Annotated in this window: 15 protein-coding genes; 7 read left to right on the top strand and 8 right to left on the bottom strand. The window is 51.8% G+C overall.

Annotation, left to right across the window (positions count from 1 at the left end):
- Positions 1 to 100: 100 nt before the first annotated feature.
- Genes C4F51_RS08715 through C4F51_RS08705 form a run of 3 tightly spaced genes read right to left on the bottom strand, consistent with a single transcriptional unit; the run spans position 101 to position 3,635 of the window.
- Complete coding sequence (locus C4F51_RS08715) at positions 101 to 2,320, bottom strand: ATP-binding response regulator (protein ID WP_193909025.1); 2,220 nt, start codon at positions 2,318 to 2,320, stop codon at positions 101 to 103.
- Between the two features lie 29 nt (positions 2,321 to 2,349).
- On the bottom strand, positions 2,350 to 2,724 hold the full coding sequence (locus tag C4F51_RS18430) for a DUF2788 domain-containing protein (RefSeq protein WP_328701330.1): 375 nt from the start codon (positions 2,722 to 2,724) through the stop codon (positions 2,350 to 2,352).
- Complete coding sequence (locus C4F51_RS08705) at positions 2,688 to 3,635, bottom strand: LysR family transcriptional regulator (RefSeq protein WP_193909023.1); 948 nt, start codon at positions 3,633 to 3,635, stop codon at positions 2,688 to 2,690. Before C4F51_RS08705 ends, C4F51_RS18430 begins: the two co-directional genes overlap by 37 nt.
- Before the next feature lie 123 nt (positions 3,636 to 3,758).
- Here C4F51_RS08705 and C4F51_RS08700 point away from each other — a divergent pair, with 123 nt between their 5' ends.
- Positions 3,759 to 4,349: an FMN-dependent NADH-azoreductase gene (locus C4F51_RS08700; RefSeq protein ID WP_193909021.1), complete on the top strand. Its 591-nt coding sequence runs from the start codon at positions 3,759 to 3,761 to the stop codon at positions 4,347 to 4,349.
- 158 nt (positions 4,350 to 4,507) lie between these two features.
- Positions 4,508 to 5,359, top strand: coding sequence for a pirin family protein (locus tag C4F51_RS08695; RefSeq protein ID WP_193909019.1), 852 nt, complete (start codon positions 4,508 to 4,510; stop codon positions 5,357 to 5,359).
- A 79-nt stretch (positions 5,360 to 5,438) separates the two neighbouring features.
- On the opposite strand, the gene C4F51_RS08690 is transcribed toward C4F51_RS08695, so the two are convergent.
- On the bottom strand, positions 5,439 to 5,831 hold the full coding sequence (locus tag C4F51_RS08690) for a hypothetical protein (protein ID WP_193909017.1): 393 nt from the start codon (positions 5,829 to 5,831) through the stop codon (positions 5,439 to 5,441).
- A 213-nt stretch (positions 5,832 to 6,044) separates the two neighbouring features.
- Between C4F51_RS08690 and C4F51_RS08685 the strand changes: the two genes are divergently transcribed.
- Positions 6,045 to 7,871 (top strand): ABC transporter ATP-binding protein, encoded by a 1,827-nt coding sequence (locus tag C4F51_RS08685; protein ID WP_193909015.1) that lies wholly within the window; start codon positions 6,045 to 6,047, stop codon positions 7,869 to 7,871.
- A 47-nt stretch (positions 7,872 to 7,918) separates the two neighbouring features.
- On the opposite strand, the gene C4F51_RS08680 is transcribed toward C4F51_RS08685, so the two are convergent.
- The gene (locus C4F51_RS08680; RefSeq protein WP_235992306.1) at positions 7,919 to 8,167 is read right to left on the bottom strand and encodes a hypothetical protein; all 249 of its coding nucleotides are present in this window, start codon (positions 8,165 to 8,167) and stop codon (positions 7,919 to 7,921) included.
- Between the two features lie 5 nt (positions 8,168 to 8,172).
- On the bottom strand, positions 8,173 to 8,712 hold the full coding sequence (locus C4F51_RS08675) for a DUF2058 domain-containing protein (protein WP_193909013.1): 540 nt from the start codon (positions 8,710 to 8,712) through the stop codon (positions 8,173 to 8,175).
- A 148-nt stretch (positions 8,713 to 8,860) separates the two neighbouring features.
- Between C4F51_RS08675 and earP the strand changes: the two genes are divergently transcribed.
- The 3 genes from earP (at position 8,861) to C4F51_RS08660 (ending at position 11,552) form a co-directional block, all read left to right on the top strand.
- Entirely contained in the window at positions 8,861 to 9,997 is a 1,137-nt protein-coding gene (gene earP, locus C4F51_RS08670) for an elongation factor P maturation arginine rhamnosyltransferase EarP (RefSeq protein WP_193909011.1), read from the top strand.
- 37 nt (positions 9,998 to 10,034) lie between these two features.
- On the top strand, positions 10,035 to 10,601 hold the full coding sequence (gene efp / locus C4F51_RS08665) for an elongation factor P (protein WP_193909009.1): 567 nt from the start codon (positions 10,035 to 10,037) through the stop codon (positions 10,599 to 10,601).
- Between the two features lie 168 nt (positions 10,602 to 10,769).
- Complete coding sequence (locus C4F51_RS08660; protein WP_193909007.1) at positions 10,770 to 11,552, top strand: oxygen-binding di-iron domain-containing protein; 783 nt, start codon at positions 10,770 to 10,772, stop codon at positions 11,550 to 11,552.
- A gap of 37 nt (positions 11,553 to 11,589) precedes the next feature.
- Here C4F51_RS08660 and C4F51_RS08655 read toward each other — a convergent pair whose 3' ends face one another.
- Positions 11,590 to 12,318 (bottom strand): SIMPL domain-containing protein, encoded by a 729-nt coding sequence (locus C4F51_RS08655; RefSeq protein WP_193909004.1) that lies wholly within the window; start codon positions 12,316 to 12,318, stop codon positions 11,590 to 11,592.
- 469 nt (positions 12,319 to 12,787) lie between these two features.
- On the bottom strand, positions 12,788 to 15,058 hold the full coding sequence (gene rlmKL / locus C4F51_RS08650; protein ID WP_193909002.1) for a bifunctional 23S rRNA (guanine(2069)-N(7))-methyltransferase RlmK/23S rRNA (guanine(2445)-N(2))-methyltransferase RlmL: 2,271 nt from the start codon (positions 15,056 to 15,058) through the stop codon (positions 12,788 to 12,790).
- 372 nt (positions 15,059 to 15,430) lie between these two features.
- On the opposite strand from rlmKL, the gene rmf reads away from it, so the two are divergent.
- Complete coding sequence (gene rmf / locus C4F51_RS08645; protein ID WP_193909000.1) at positions 15,431 to 15,655, top strand: ribosome modulation factor; 225 nt, start codon at positions 15,431 to 15,433, stop codon at positions 15,653 to 15,655.
- Positions 15,656 to 15,681: the final 26 nt, after the last annotated feature.

The raw sequence follows: 15,681 nt of genomic DNA, 5'->3' as shown, positions 1-15,681 counted from the left end.
GCGATTTACACTTGTATACAAAGAAGTTGCGGGTTTGGAAACGAAAACGCCCCGTTAATGCCAAACATTAACGGGGCGTTGCAGAACCGAACGGGAGAAACTACAAGCTGCTACCGGAAGACTGAAGCCAGCGCGTCACACAGGCAGACAGCTCATCGTAGCGAATGGGTTTGGTGAGCTGATCATCCATGCCATCCAGGTAGTGCACATAGCTATCGTCAAGGTTGCCGCCGGAAATGGCGACGATGGGTAAAGGTCGGGTAACGTGGTTGGCGCGCTCAGCGGTGCGGATTTTTTGTACAGCGGCCACACTCGCATGCAGCTGGGCGTCAAAGTCCATTAATACCAGATTGAATTTTTCTTTCTCCAGAATTTCCACCGCCTCGGTAGCGCTGGAGGCAAGCTGCACGAAATAACCCATCTTTTTCAGCATCGCTGAAATTACCATCTGATCAACCCGATGGGATTCAATTAACAAGATTTTCGGCTGGCTGGCCAGCGCATTCAGCTCGCGTGCCACCTGCACATGCTCACCATCTTCCACATCGAGGTTCAGCACCCGGCTCAGCAAGGCATCGTACAACCGCCTGCGCATAATCGGCTTTTCAATAAAGGAAACCTGTGGCCAGTTTTGCAAGTGCGCACGGGCCACGGCGGTATCACTTTGCAACATACTCAGCGCGATAATTTGTTTAATACCGGCAAATTGCGGCACCTGAATAATATCGCGAGATAAGCCCAAACCATTCAAACTATTGAGGTGGGTGTACAAAAGAATGACATCCAGCGGAGCTTCGCGGGTCAGATCTTCAATTTTTTCCAATACCAGATCATAACCACTGTGAGTGTAGGTGGTCATGCCCCAACTGCTGATTTCCTCACTGAGCGCCAAGGCAACACTTTCCGGAAAATCCACTAACAAACCGCGTTTGCCACGTAATTTTTGTTCGGCGCCAAAGCGCTTTTCTTCATGCAACAACACTTGTAATTTGATATTGAGGAAAATGCGGTTACCGCGCTGTTTGTCATCCAGCACGTTAACACTGCCGTCCATACAAGCGGCCAAACCTTTACAAATCGACAAACCGATACCCGGATTCTTGTTCTCCGCCTGGGTATCAATTTCATCGAATTCGTCATCAATAGTGGTGTTTTTTCGCTCGCTGTCGCTGATAACGATTTGCAGCTGACCAATGTCATCTCTATCCAGTAATGTATTGAAACCGGCTTCAATAAAGACGTGATCAATGGTGGCATTTTTCAGCGCGTGGCTGACCAGCGTGTTTAAAATCTGCCCAAGTCTGGACAGATCGCCACGCACCCGGCTGGGCAGATCCGGGTCGAAATGGTAGTAAAGTTCAACCCCCTGCTGATGGGCATCCAGTGCGAAATCCTGCACCAGTTTTTCCAGAACACGGCGCAAATCAAAGTCGACATATTCCAGCGTCAATGACTGGGTAGTAATGCGTGAGAAGTCCACCACGTTATTAACCAGATCCAGCTGACGCTCTGCCGCCTTGCTCGCCATGCTCAACAGCTCGCGCTGGCGTTCGGTGAGCTGCGCGTCGTCAACCAACGTGAGTGTGCCGAGAATATCGCTGAGTGATGAGCGAAACTCCTGGCCGAGATTCACCAGAAATTCGTCTTTCAATTCGATCGCTTCGCGGGAATTTTTCTGGTCGTGTTCAAGGCCACGCGCATGCTCTTGCAAAAACCAGGTGGCTTCAAGCCGCTCCCAGTAAGACGCTGCGGTCACTTTCGCCTGGTGAATCAGCATCAGGTAAAAGATCAGCATGATAAAACCGTACAAATAACCATGCACTTCGCCCAGAAAAAAGGCGGTGATGGAGGCAGGGATCATGCCGATAAACAAATAAATACTGAGGAAGCGATGGTAAGGCGCAAACACGTTGGCAACGCTGGAATAAAACACCACCGTGTATAACCACATCACCAGGGTTTCATCGTGCATGCCCTGGGTCCAGGTCAAACTGACGAGGATAATGCTCCACCAGGCAGCACCGAGACAGGAAGCCACAAAATATTGGTTGCGCCAGCGCGCCGGCGCACGGGCGTAAAGGGTATCAAAACGGAACAGGTAGTAATTACGAAGCAGCGTTACCAGCAGCAAGCCGACAACCAGAATTACCGAGAGAGTAAATTCGCGCTCAAAAAAATCGCCAAAGGCGAGGCAGAGGACGAAAACAATGAAGTTCAGAATCAAACCACGGCGGCTGTACTTGGCTACCCTGGCGTCAGTGTCACGCATGAACTGACGATCTTTCTGCACCTTGGTCGCAGGAACAAAAAACTGGAACATATTGATTTCCGCCCGCTAACGGGAAAAAATTATTTGTCGATCAGTTCAACAAGAACTGTTTTGATGATGAAGCCCAACACGCCAAGACCCAGTGCAAAAAACAGGATAAAGGAGCCAAACCGGCCCGCCTTGGATTTTTTTGCGAGATCCCAAACGATGAACCCCATAAAAAGGACCAGTGCACCAATACCAAAAACCAGAGAAAAGCTTTCGAATTGCTCAAATGTCATACGGACTGCCTGCATGATGAGCACACCGGCAAGGGTGTGGAGGGAAGATTGACTATTGTAGCGAAAATCTCCCCAACCCGACAGCCCGCCTTGGCAGATTGCCATAGCGTTGAAAGCAACAACGACAAATTCAACCGCTAAAAATCTTCTGCATCCGGACAGCGCATACCACAAGTGGCAGGTAACTCTTTCTTCAGAATCTCACCCAGCCGACGGGTCGCCGGGCCGGCAAAATCCCGGTCAGCGTAGGTCAGATAAGCCGTCACCAACCGCTCTGCCCCGGCTTCAACCGGCAAGTAAGCCAGCCGACCGGCAGCGATATCATCACGCACATAGGCGTCCGGTATCGAGCCGTAACCCAACCCCATGCGAATGGCATCGAGGGATGTTTTCACATGGCCGACCGTCCAGCGTTGCTCCGCCTCCTGCCAGCCTTCGCTGCGGCGGCGATGTTGCCCGGAATCACGAACGATAATCTGCCGATGCTGACGCATGTCTTCAAAGTTGATCGGGCGGCCAAGATGCTGCAAGGGATGATTCACACTGGAAACGCCCATCATCAACACACTGACCAGCTTCTCGCCAATAAAGCCCACCGGCACGCGCGTACCGATGGCGAGGTCAACCTGCCGCTGCAGCAGCGCATCTTCCGTTCCGCTCAATACGGTTTCATAGAGTTCAACGCGGGTATCGGGGAATTCTTCTGCCAGTAAGGCAAGACAACTGAGAACCCGCGTGGGAGGGATGATCAGATCGGCGGCAATACGAATCACCGGCTCAACCCGAACCGCCAGACACTCGGCGGATTTTTCCAGCCGCTCCGCCTGTTCGAGCAGCAGTTTGGCACGGCGGTATAACAACTCTCCCGCCGGGGTAGCTACCGCCTTGCGCCCCTGAATCTCAAAGGCGGCTACGCCCAGGGTGGTTTCCAACTGGTTAATGGCGTAGGAGATAGACGACTGGCTTTTGTTCAATAACTCTGCCGCCCGTGCGTAGCCGCCGGACTCGATGACCGCCAGCAACGCTCGCCATTGTTCGAGAGTAACGCGCGGCTCGGAGACCGGATTGCCATTGTTGGGGATCATATCTTACCTCTGAATGATTCAAAAATTAGATCATATCTCGCTATTTTTTACTATTTATCATTCACTCAGCAGATTGTTTAATAGCTCCATGGCGCTCATGCCACCCCACACGGAGCAAAACCAATGACCACTTTATTGCAAATTACCAGCAGTATCACCGGCGATAACAGCCACTCCACTACCCTGACCAACAGCTTTGTAGCGCGCTGGAAAGCCGCCAACCCGCAAGGCAAGGTAGTAGTGCGCGACCTCAGCAGCCATTCACCCCATTTGGATGGCGCCCGCCTGCAAGCGCTGTTTACCCCGGAAGAACAGCGCACCGCGGAACAACAGGCCGTGGTGGATTACTCCGATGAATTGATTAATGAATTGCGTCAGGCGGATGCCATTGTGATAGGTATTCCGCTCTATAACTTCGGCATCCCTTCAACCCTGAAAGCCTGGTTTGACCATATTGCCCGTGCCGGAGTCACCTTCCGTTACACCAGCAACGGCCCTGAAGGTTTACTGCCCAACGTGCCTGTTTATGTGGTTTCTACCCGTGGCGGCCACTACGCCGGCGGCCCTGCAGACTGGCTGGTAGATACCTTCCTGAAATTTGTTGGCTATAACAACATCACCAATATTTATGCCGAAGGTCTGGCATTGGGTGAAGAAAGTGTGGCCAAAGCGGTGACCAGTGCCAGCAGCGAAATCGAAGCCCTGTTTGCCTGATGTTTTTAACAGGCACTTCAGGCAAGTTTGTTGTCTGTGTGAAGTGCCTGTTTTTTTATCCCTGACATCGGTGGCGACCACCTTTAGCGGCATCGCCAGCCAATGTTTAATATAGCGCCGGCTATGCGTTACTCCACCCTCATCAGGAGATCAACACCATGCAACGTGAACTTCAGCAAATTATCCCGGGGCAAGCCACCAGCGACGGTGCCGGCGTGCGAATCAAGCGGACGCTGGGCCAGACTCCGCACGGTCGTTTTGATCCTTTTCTGATGCTGGATGAATTTAACTCGGAGAATGCCGATGACTATATCGCCGGTTTCCCGTCTCATCCGCACCGTGGCTTTGAAACTGTCACTTACATGCTCGAAGGTCACATGCTCCATGAAGATCACATGGGCAATCGTGGCGATCTTCGCAGCGGTGATGTGCAGTGGATGACAGCCGGGCGCGGCATTATTCACTCGGAAATGCCACAACAGGAAGAAGGCGCGATGCGCGGCTTTCAATTGTGGATCAACTTGCCAGCGGCAGAAAAAATGAAGCCAGCGTCTTACCGGGACATCCCTTCCGCATCCATACCGGTTATTACCCTGGCCAATGGCGCGCGAGCAAAGGTGATTGCCGGGTCGCTGGTCACCGCGGAACAAACCGTTACCGGCCCTATTGATGGCTTGTCTACCGAGCCGGTTTATCGTGATTGGCACCTCCCTGCCAACACCGCTCAGCAACAGCGTGTGCCGCAAGGGCATCATGCGTTTATTTACGTCTACCAGGGCAACATCACCATTGGTGAAAAGAACAAACCTCTGGCCGCAGGAAACGCCGGGCTTTTGTACGATGGCGATACGGTGCAGGTAACCAGTGGCGATAGCGAAGCGCGTTTTCTGTTAATCGCAGGCAAACCGATTCGGGAACCTATTGCGCAGTACGGACCTTTTGTGATGAACACATCGGATGAAATTGAACAGGCTATTCGCGATTACCGCGATGGCGTGCTCGCCTCCTGAATACCCTGATGGTGAACATTGTATTGCACAATAGAATGTTCACCTTTTTTCCATTACTGCTGCAACCGTCTGCCATTCATTAACGGCTGACGCGCAACAAAATCGCTGTAGCCAGAGCCCACATCCAGAAAAAGAACCACACCAGTAACGGCGTCAAAACACCCAGCTGCATACCGCCAAAACCTTTGCCGGCATAGAACGGGTAAATGATAAATAACTGCACAAAGGTCGGAATTAAACTGATGACAAAGCTGCGGGCAAGCACGGTGCTGGTCAACATGGGCAACAGAAACAGCAGCCCCCATAATCCGCCCCAGACAATGCGCGGATACATCCACTGCGGTGCAATGGAACCGTAAAGATTGACCCCGAACGCCTGGGTTATGCCGTATTTTCCCGATAGCCACAAAGCCACGCAGTAAAACAGACCGCCAAAACATCCGGCACCAAAGGCAATGAGAAAAGCACGCATAAAGATTCCCCGCAAATTGTTGTTATACGCTTTGGTAACACCCTTAAAGCGTAAAAAACCCCGCTCAAGGCCAGGTTTTTATTTTTGACAAATAGAACGTGTTAAACTGCAGCACTATTTTTGATCATTATTCAGACAGAAACTCGCTCGTGATTTTCAAGGCACAGCGCCGTGCCGATTCTTTTCATCCGCTTTTACCAATGACCATATCCTATGTTCAGTTTTTTTGAAAAATTACTCAAGCCCTTCCCGGCTGAAGAACCCACGCAACCGCCACGCACCCTGTTCGGCTTTTGCCGTCACTATGCGCGAGGCAGTGAAGCTTATCTGGCCATGGTTGCAGTATTAACCGCGCTGATTGCCATCATGGAAGTATCACTGTTCGGCTTTCTCGGCAACCTCGTGGACGTACTCAACGAGCACACGCCGGAAACCCTGCTGGAATCTTCCGGGCTGCAATTTTTGCTGGTCGGGCTGGGGCTGCTAATCGCCCTGCCGCTTACCGTGTTTCTTCACTCTGCCCTTATTCACCAAACCTTGCTGGGCAATTTCCCGATGATGGTTCGCTGGCAGGCGCATCGTTATTTGCTCGGCCAGAGCATGGGTTTTTATCAGAATGAATTTGCCGGGCGCGTGGCAACCAAGGTTATGCAAACCGCACTGGCGGTGCGCGAAACCGTAATGAAACTGCTGGACGTACTGCTCTATGTACTGGTTTACCTCACCAGCATGGTGGTATTGATCGCCAGCCTGGACTACCGCCTCGCTTTACCACTGGTGGGCTGGTTCGTGCTCTATGGTGGTTTGCTTTATTATTTTCTGCCTCGCCTGGAACGCATTTCCACACTGCAGGCTGACGCCCGTTCCGATATGACCGGCCGGCTGGTAGACACCTACACCAATATGTCGACGGTAAAACTGTTTTCCCATTCACAACGCGAAGCGCATTATGCCCGTGAAGGTATGGAGCGTTTTCTGCACACCGTGCATCCGCAAATGCGTCTGGTCACGCAACTCAGCACCAGCGTGTGGGTGGTGAATGTATTGCTGATTTTTTCGGTGGCGGCGCTGTCAATCTGGCTTTGGCAAAATGCGGCAATTACCACCGGCGCTATCGCGATTGCGATTGGTCTGGTATTGCGCCTCAACAGCATGGCGCAATGGATTATGTGGGAAGTGTCCGGTCTGTTTGAAAATATCGGCACCGCCCGCGATGGTATGAATACGCTGTCCCTGCCCCGCCAGGTGCAGGATCAACCCGGCGCCAGCAAGTTACCGGAAGGCGATGCCAGCATCGCTTTTAAAAATATCGACTTCCATTACGGCAAAGGCAGCGGCGTGATCGGCAACTTTTCTCTGGACATCAAACCCGGTGAAAAAATTGGCCTGGTAGGTCGTTCCGGTTCAGGCAAATCCACCCTGGTGAACTTGTTGATGCGCTTTTACGATATTGAATCCGGCGAAATTCAGGTCAATGGAACCAACATTGCCAAAGTCACCCAGGAGAGTTTACGCGCGCACATCGGCATGGTCACGCAGGATACCTCGCTGCTGCATCGCTCGGTGCGGGATAACCTGATGTACGGCAAACCGGACGCTACCGAAGAAGACATGATCCGCGCCGCCAAACAGGCAGAGGCTCACGACTTTATTATGGGGCTGAGCGATAACCAGGGCCGCACCGGTTACGATGCTCAAGTGGGAGAACGCGGCGTGAAATTATCCGGCGGTCAGCGGCAACGTATCGCGATTGCGCGCGTGCTGATCAAGAATGCCCCGATCCTGATTATGGACGAAGCCACCTCGGCGCTGGATTCGGAAGTGGAAACCATTATCCAGAGCAACCTGGCATCGTTAATGTCAGGCAAAACCGTCATCGCCATTGCGCATCGGCTGTCAACGATTGCCGCACTGGATCGTCTGATTGTGCTGGATAAAGGTGAGATTGTAGAACAGGGAACGCACCAGCAGCTTCTCCAGCAAGGCGGGCTTTACGCCCAATTCTGGAATCACCAGTCCGGTGGTTTTCTCGGCGAGTAATCATATCAATTCAGCCGGTGACGCGTTAAAGCAGCACCGGCTGAATTTTATTTTTTGTTGAAAAACGCATCGCGCAACAGTAATAACAACCCGATTAAGAATCCGATATGCCCGAGCAATGCACCGACCGCAAAGATCAGCGTCAGGGTCATCGAGCTGCCATCACCCGGGCCAAACAAAGCGTACAACATGGATGGCATGGCACTGACCAATACCACCATCAAACTGAAGGCAATCCACTTGATACCGGTGGATGCTTTGCTACGCAATATTGCCGTGATGGGATTTTTCAGCATGGCATTTACCACATCAAATCGTCTGGAATAACGTAATCCTTATAAGGATCGTCCTCGTCCACTGACGTTTCTACCGGTTTTGCCAGCGGGATGATGGCTTTTTCGTCACGCTGGGCAATCTTATCAGCAACGACTTTCGGTACCAGTTCGTAGTTATCGCCAAGGCGAGCCACCACCAGTTGACCGCGGTTGATCTGCTGCAACACCAGCCCGGACACGCGGATTTTTTTGATGAATTTGCTATCCGTAAAATGGAATTCCTGCTCGCCATCGCCTTTGGGCTGACGGTGGTTTTCAATCAATTGACGAATTTGGGCGGCAACGGCTTTTTGTTGCAGCTCTTCGTCGCGCTTGCGATTCAACTCGCGATCGCGCTCAACTTTTTGCTGGCGAGTCAGCTCGGCCTGAACCTTGACCTCATCTACCGGGCCATCGGCTGAACGCCGGGCGACGTTATCCTGCTTGCGCTTTTCCTTATTCACTTGTTTGGCCTGCTTTTTGTCGATCAGACCGGCTTTCAGTAATTGATCCTGTAACGATGCCATATCACACCTGGTTATACGGGTTGCAAAAACGCCGATTGTACACCACTGTCCCGCGTCCGTTGACACTTCGTCAGCGACCGGGCCGCTCTGCTACACTGCGCGGATTTAAAGGGTGCAGGCCATCCGCGCCATTCATCAAAGGCTAACTATGTCATCACTAACCCGCCGCCGCTGGGACATTTTTTGTCAGGTTATCGATAACTATGGTGATATCGGCGTCTGCTGGCGCCTGGCCAGACAGCTGGCCTGCGAATACGGGCGAGAGATCCGTTTGTTTGTTGATGACCTTGCCGCCTTTGAACGGATTTGCCCGTCGGCGCGACTGGCAGAAATGCCTTTCTTTGAAAGCGTGGAGATACGACCCTGGCCGGAAAGCTATACCGGCATCGAACCGGCCGAGGTAGTTATTGAGGCGTTTGCCTGTGAGCTGCCAGAGGGCTACCGCCAGGCGATGCGCGGCCAGACAACTGCGCCAGTGTGGATCAATCTGGAGTATTTAAGCGCCGAAGACTGGGTAGACGACTGCCACCTGCTGGCTTCTATTGCGCCCGACTCGGGCATGAAGAAAACCTTTTTCTTTCCGGGCTTTAACGCAAAAACCGGCGGTTTGATACGCGAGAGCAACCTCGGTGATCGCAAGGCGGTATTCCATCCGCAAAAAACGGCATTTCTCCACGCTATTGGCCTGCCGCAACACGCCAGCGAAAACCTGCTGATATCACTGTTTTGTTATGAAAACCCGGCGCTGGCAAGTTTGCTCGGCGCCTGGCAACAGGCCGGGCAAGCCATCACGGTTATTGTGCCTGAGGGCAAAGCGCTGCTGGCCTTACAACCGCTTCTTGAGCAGCCGCTGACCATCGGCAACCCCATCGTGCTGGGCTCGCTGACGCTGCTGGCCATTCCGTTTTTATCCCAGACCGACTACGACCATTTGCTCTGGTGCTGCGATATCAATTTTGTGCGCGGTGAAGATTCGCTGGTGCGTGGCATCTGGGCGGAAAAACCGCTGGTGTGGCACATCTACCCGCAACAGGAAGAAGCACATCTGGTAAAGCTCGACGCCTTCATGACCAGGCAACTTATTCACGCCGATGCAGCATTTGGCGCAGCACTTCGCGAACTGTGGCAGCAATGGAATATCGGGGGCGATTGCGGCGCCAGTTGGGCCAACTGCCTGGAAAAACGCGAGCAATGGATGGATACCGTCCGAAAACACGCCACAGAGCTCAATTCTTTGGGGAATGTAGCTGCAAAACTGGTGCAATTTTGTGAAAAAACGATATAGTAGCCGCCGATTTTAACCTCCTCATTTGGGAACTACCATGAAGACAGCACAAGAACTGCGCGCTGGTCATGTGATCAGCATCGACGGCTCACCTTGGGTGATTCAGAAGGCAGACTTTAGCAAATCCGGCCGTAACTCGGCGATTGTTAAAATGAAGCTGAAAAACCTGCTGAACAATCTGGCCACAGAAACTGTTTACAAAGCGGACGATAAATTCGAAGACATCGTTCTCGACCGTAAAGAAGTAACTTACTCCTACTACGGCGATCCGTCGTACGTGTTCGTGGATAGTGATTACGAGCAGTACGAACTCAATAAAGAAGACCTGGGCGACCTGCTTCCTTACATTGAAGACGGCATGCAAGACGTTTGTGAAGCGGTATTCTACGATGGTCGCGTTATCTCCATCACTCCGCCAAACACCATCGTTCGTGAAATTTCCTACACCGAACCGGCTGTTCGCGGTGACACTTCCGGTAAAGTTATGAAGACTGCACGTCTGAACAACGGTACCGAGTTGCAAGTATCTGCTTTCGTAGAAATCGGCGATCTGATTTCTATCGATACCCGCACTGGCGAGTACAAATCCCGCGCCAAGGCGTAAATCGCTCACTCCGTGGATTCCCCGGAAACCACGGAGCGCTTTTTCTGCAGCAATATTCCCTGCCCGTTTTTTGCCTTGCAACTGACACCCGGTTGATATAAATCAGCACACCTCTGCCAGCAACCCCCTATAAAGACACCTGAATACAATCTGTTCAGGAAATAGATAATGGCAAGCAAGGCTCGCACGCTGTTTGATAATGGCACACACAAAGTACTCTGTTTTGATCAGCTGGTCAGTGGTGATGGTGTTCAGGCCAACCAATTTCTGATTATTGATCACGACCAACACGCCCTGCTCGACCCGGGCGGCGACCTCACCTATATGCCGTTGGCGCTGGCCGTTAGCGATTATATTCCGCTTAAAAAATTAACCTACGTGTTCGCCTCTCACCAGGACCCGGATATCATCGCCTCGCTCGATAAATGGTTTTTGCACACCGGTTGCCGGGTGGTTTGCTCGAAACTCTGGGCGCGTTTTTTACCGCACTTATCGGCGGGTTACCTCAGTCAATTACAAGGACAAAACACCACCGACCGCATGATTGCGGTGCCCGATGCCGGGCAGGAAATTCCACTGGGGAAAACGTCCATCAAAGCCTTGCCCGCGCATTTTTTACATTCGGTTGGAAACCTGCACTTCTACGACCCGGTCAGCAATATTTTATTTTCCGGCGATATGGGCGCTTCGCTGGTGGATGATGCCGAACCGGTAACGGATTTTGCTGCGCACATTCCTTCCATGCTGGGCTTTCACAAGCGCTACATGGGAGGCAATAAAGTGTGTCGTTTGTGGGCAAATATGATCCGGCAATTAAATCCGGGGATGATCGTTCCGCAACACGGACGTGCATTTTGCGGGGAAAAGATGGTGCATCAATTTCTGGATTGGATCAGCGAGCTGGAATGCGGAATGGATTTACTGGATCAGCGGGATTATCGTTTGTTCTAATGCGGAAAAAGCGGCCGGGATTAACCGGCCGGAAAAATCATTTGATCAAATAAACAACATACACTTTGGCTTTTGCACGAATCACGCCCGGCTCGAAAGGCTCTCCGGATTTCATCAACCGGTCAGCCGTCGCACTCACACTGGCGGCATTGCCATACACTTCGCGATTGGGGGTCAGAAAATAAGTCTCTTCCCGGCGCAGATCGAATTCGGAAATGGAATAAACATCACCCAGTTTTTTACCTTGTGACGTTACCAGATTGGTTGCTCTTGCACGGGCATCTTCCAGTGCTTTCACCAGCGCTTCATCGCTAACGGCTTTTTCATCGGTAACGGCCAGGCGCGTATCAACGGTGTTGGACAGCTCGGCATCCACCAGCGCTTGCATCAGCGGACCGTAATTTTCCAGGTTGCGCAAGGTCACCTCCACCTGGCGATAAACCCGGCTGCCACGCGGCACCTGTTTGCCTTCTACGTAATCGTACACCGGGGTAACCTGCAAGGCGGTGGTGGCAATATCGCGGGACTCAATAGCGAGCGATTTCAGTGTTGCCAGCAGGCTGGTAGAGCGTTTGTCAACGTCCTGCTTGGCCGCACCAACGTCCTCATTTTCGGCACTCAGCCCGAGGCTGATGGTCATCTGGTTGGGAATAACTTCTATTTCTGCAGAGCCCTCAATGTAGATATGGGGCTTGTCTGGCAGTGGCGAGGCAATAGCCAGTGAGGAAGCAAAGAAGGCAATACAGAAAAAAATTACAGGCTTCATAGAAAAGTCCTTGATCAATACCAACCGATTAACGGTAATTCCCGAAGCGGGAAAGCCGTCACTATAATGGTCAGGTGGCGGGTAATTTGTAATTTGCTGTAAAAAATTACACAGCGTCACATGCAATTACCCAAACACTATTTACCGCCTGAGCGAACATTCCGATACAGCACAAAATAACTCTTGAGAAAATAATAATTGCGAGAACAACAACATCGATTAAAAAACAGTCTGACAAAAAAATGATAGTTTAAAATCTGGTAAATTTCAGACTTGCTCCGTCATAAATAATTCCGGCTTCGCCAACCACCCTTCGAGCATCTTATAACCCTGGAAACTTGTCATTACTGTTTTTTCCTGAGAGAAAGCAGCAACCACAATATCGGGTGGTTGCTGCATTGTGACAGTAGCGACTGAATGCCAGCTGAATGAATACCCGGTTTTCAGCGGGGCAGCTGTAGCGCGCCAATCAGTGGGTAATCAACCAGCACTGGTGAATTTTTGTGTTGCGCTGAAAATCCTGGTCAATCGTTTGCGCCGTAATATCTTTTATTTCATAAGCCGACAAGGCATCGTTATCCAGCTTGAAGCTACGCAGGTTGTTGGAAAATATCAGGGTGCCACCTTCTGATAAGGCGCGCATGGCGTTATGAATTAAAGCCACGTGATCACGCTGAATATCCAGCACATCTTCCATACGTTTTGAGTTGGAAAAGCTCGGCGGGTCGAGCAAAATCAGATCAAACTGCTGAGTATTCTCTTCCAGCCAGCGCAAACAGTCAGCCTGCTCAAGCCGGTTGCGAGCTTCGCTCAGACCGTTAAGCGCAAAATTGCGCCGTGCCCAATTCAAATAGGTGTTGGACATATCCACACTGACGGTAAATTTTGCACCGGCCATCGCGGCGCGCACGCTGGCGGTAGCGGTATAACAAAACAAATTCAGAAAGCGTTGATCGCGGGCTTTACTGGCGATCAAATCCCGCACCGGACGATGATCGAGAAACAAACCGGTGTCCAGGTACTGCCACAAGTTGATTTGCAAACGGGAGGAACCTTCCACCACGGTAATCAAATCGCCTTGCGGGCGCTCACTGACTTTTTCATATTGGGACGTGCCTTTATTGCGACGACGCTGCTTGTAGCTGATACGGGACGCAGGCACCTCCAACGCAAAAGGAACCGCCGCCTCAATCTCGGCAAAGCGCTGGGCAGCGCGGTCTTCATCTACAGATTTCGGCGCAGCGTATTCCTGTACATGTACATAAAGTTGCTCTTCGCGACCGCGCTCGGCCATGCCGCGATAGATATCAATGGCTGCCGCGTATTCCGGCATATCCGCATCGTACAAACGGTAACAGCGGATGTCATTTTTGCGCGCCCATTTGTCCAGCTGCTTGAAGTTTTTTTGCAGACGGTTCACCAGCATGCGCGCACCGTTGGATAAATCCGCTGCCTGTTGCTCGCGGTTTTCCACGGCAATTTGTTCTTCGGCTTTTTGCCGTTCTTCAACGTCCGCCCCAAAGCGTGCGTCCTGAGCGACGCGGCTTTGCACAAACGCAACGCTATCGATGGAGAACAACAGCAACTCGCTGGCGATGGTGCCGTTGAAAAATTTGTACTTTTTATCCGAACGCAAACCCATTTGTTTGCCGAGCTCCGGGTTGCCGGTAAACACCGCGGCCTGCCATCCCTGAAACTCATTGCGCAAACGTTCACCGAGGTGCGCGTATAGAATTTTCAACGATTCCACTTCACCCAATCGCTCGCCGTAGGGCGGGTTGGAGATCACCAGGCCAAATTCCAGCGCGGTATGAGTGGGCTTTTTAAATTCGGCCAGCTCTTTGCGGGAAACCCGCAGCCAATGATCCAGCTCGGCACTGACAATATTTTCTTCCGCCGCACGAATTACCCGTACGTCGGCGTCGTAGCCGCGAATTTCCGGTAAGGCACCGGCCAAACCGGCCTCTTTACGGGCAAGGGCTTCATCGCGCACGTCTTGCCAAACGTCTTTACTGTGGTTCAACCAGCGTTCAAAACCGAAGCTGACCCGCAGCAGGCCTGGCGCAATATCGGCGGCCATCAAGGCGGCTTCAATCAACAAGGTACCCGAGCCACACATAGGGTCGAGTAATGCACCGCCTTTGGCAGCGACTTCCGGCCAGCCGGCGCGCAGCAAAATGCCTGCCGCGAGGTTTTCTTTCAGCGGTGCGCTACCCTGCTTCAACCGGTAGCCACGGCGATGCAGGCTTTCGCCTGACAGGTCGATACTGATGATCGCCTTGTCTTTACTCAGACGCGCATTGACGCGTAAATCCGGGTCTCGTTTGGCCACTGAGGGTCGCTCACCGCCGCTGAATTCGCGCAATAAGTCAACAATCGCATCCTTGACCTTTACCGCACCAAACTGGGTATTACGAATGGCATCATTGGTACCCACAAAATCGACTAGCAACGAACCCGTAGGGCTGAGATGCTCATGCCAGGGCATAGCTCTGACGCCTTCGTAGAGGTCTTCCTGGCTTTTTACCTGAAAATTGCCCAGCGGCAACAATACCTTGTTGGCCAGACGTGACCACAGACAAACCCGGTAGGCGATGCTCAGCGTGGCTTCAAAATAAACACCGGCAATGGTTTCGCGAATTGACGTTCCGCCCAATTGCTGCAATTCTGTGGCAAGCAGCCCTTCCAAACCTTTGGGGCAAGTGGCGAAATAGACATTTTCAGTGGTTTCAAAGCTCATGGAATTTTCCGGATTTCTCAGTGGGCAGCAGCATAACAGTATGCCGTTGACGCTATATCAGGGTTTTGACGTCGATCTGATTATGGGCAATCGAAGCCTGGCGAATATTTTTATCTCGTGTTCAATGAACTTTAGCGAGATGACTTCGTCCATTAAGACAGGTGCGTTAATTAGCTGAGTTTACACCAGTGCCAATTTTCTGATTGGCCAACCTTTTGTGACGCAACGCACACCATTTTTTTGAAGCCATAGGTATGGTAAATTTTCAACGGTTCATTTTTTAAACACAACGGAGGGAAAGCAACACACTGCAACAACTTTAATAACGTCTTTTAACCGCTCAATAACCGCAATACAGAGGTGCAATCACTGATGAAACGTCAAAAACGTGACCAAACAGAACGCGCTTTTACTAAAGGGTATCAAGCAGCTATCGCAGGCCGTTCAAGAAGTTTGTGTCCTCATGAAAATGGCACGGCACGCCACCAATGGCTCAACGGATGGCGCGAATCACGAATTGATCAATGGGATGGCCTGAACCGTGCCGCCCAGGTTCAAAAACTCAGCCAATACCAGCTACAGTCCCAGCCCCATTAGGGAATCCGCCGGATCACCGGGGATAT

The organism is Cellvibrio polysaccharolyticus (assembly GCF_015182315.1).
GTDB lineage: Bacteria > Pseudomonadota > Gammaproteobacteria > Pseudomonadales > Cellvibrionaceae > Cellvibrio > Cellvibrio polysaccharolyticus.
The sequence above is the reverse complement of the archived record's forward strand: the minus strand, read 5'-3'. Positions and strand labels throughout refer to the sequence as shown.

Excerpts from the sequence above, each read along its gene's own strand:
- C4F51_RS08690 (WP_193909017.1), bottom strand. The coding sequence starts at position 5,831 with ATGCGTGCTTTTCTCATTGCCTTTGGTGCCGGATGTTTTGGCGGTCTG.
- C4F51_RS08675 (WP_193909013.1), bottom strand. The coding sequence starts at position 8,712 with ATGGCATCGTTACAGGATCAATTACTGAAAGCCGGTCTGATCGACAAA.
- C4F51_RS08705 (WP_193909023.1), bottom strand. The coding sequence starts at position 3,635 with ATGATCCCCAACAATGGCAATCCGGTCTCCGAGCCGCGCGTTACTCTC.
- rmf (WP_193909000.1), top strand. The coding sequence starts at position 15,431 with ATGAAACGTCAAAAACGTGACCAAACAGAACGCGCTTTTACTAAAGGG.
- earP (WP_193909011.1), top strand. The coding sequence starts at position 8,861 with ATGTCATCACTAACCCGCCGCCGCTGGGACATTTTTTGTCAGGTTATC.
- C4F51_RS08700 (WP_193909021.1), top strand. The coding sequence starts at position 3,759 with ATGACCACTTTATTGCAAATTACCAGCAGTATCACCGGCGATAACAGC.
- C4F51_RS08695 (WP_193909019.1), top strand. The coding sequence starts at position 4,508 with ATGCAACGTGAACTTCAGCAAATTATCCCGGGGCAAGCCACCAGCGAC.
- C4F51_RS08655 (WP_193909004.1), bottom strand. The coding sequence starts at position 12,318 with ATGAAGCCTGTAATTTTTTTCTGTATTGCCTTCTTTGCTTCCTCACTG.
- C4F51_RS08715 (WP_193909025.1), bottom strand. The coding sequence starts at position 2,320 with ATGTTCCAGTTTTTTGTTCCTGCGACCAAGGTGCAGAAAGATCGTCAG.
- efp (WP_193909009.1), top strand. The coding sequence starts at position 10,035 with ATGAAGACAGCACAAGAACTGCGCGCTGGTCATGTGATCAGCATCGAC.
- C4F51_RS08680 (WP_235992306.1), bottom strand. The coding sequence starts at position 8,167 with ATGCTGAAAAATCCCATCACGGCAATATTGCGTAGCAAAGCATCCACC.
- C4F51_RS08685 (WP_193909015.1), top strand. The coding sequence starts at position 6,045 with ATGTTCAGTTTTTTTGAAAAATTACTCAAGCCCTTCCCGGCTGAAGAA.
- rlmKL (WP_193909002.1), bottom strand. The coding sequence starts at position 15,058 with ATGAGCTTTGAAACCACTGAAAATGTCTATTTCGCCACTTGCCCCAAA.
- C4F51_RS08660 (WP_193909007.1), top strand. The coding sequence starts at position 10,770 with ATGGCAAGCAAGGCTCGCACGCTGTTTGATAATGGCACACACAAAGTA.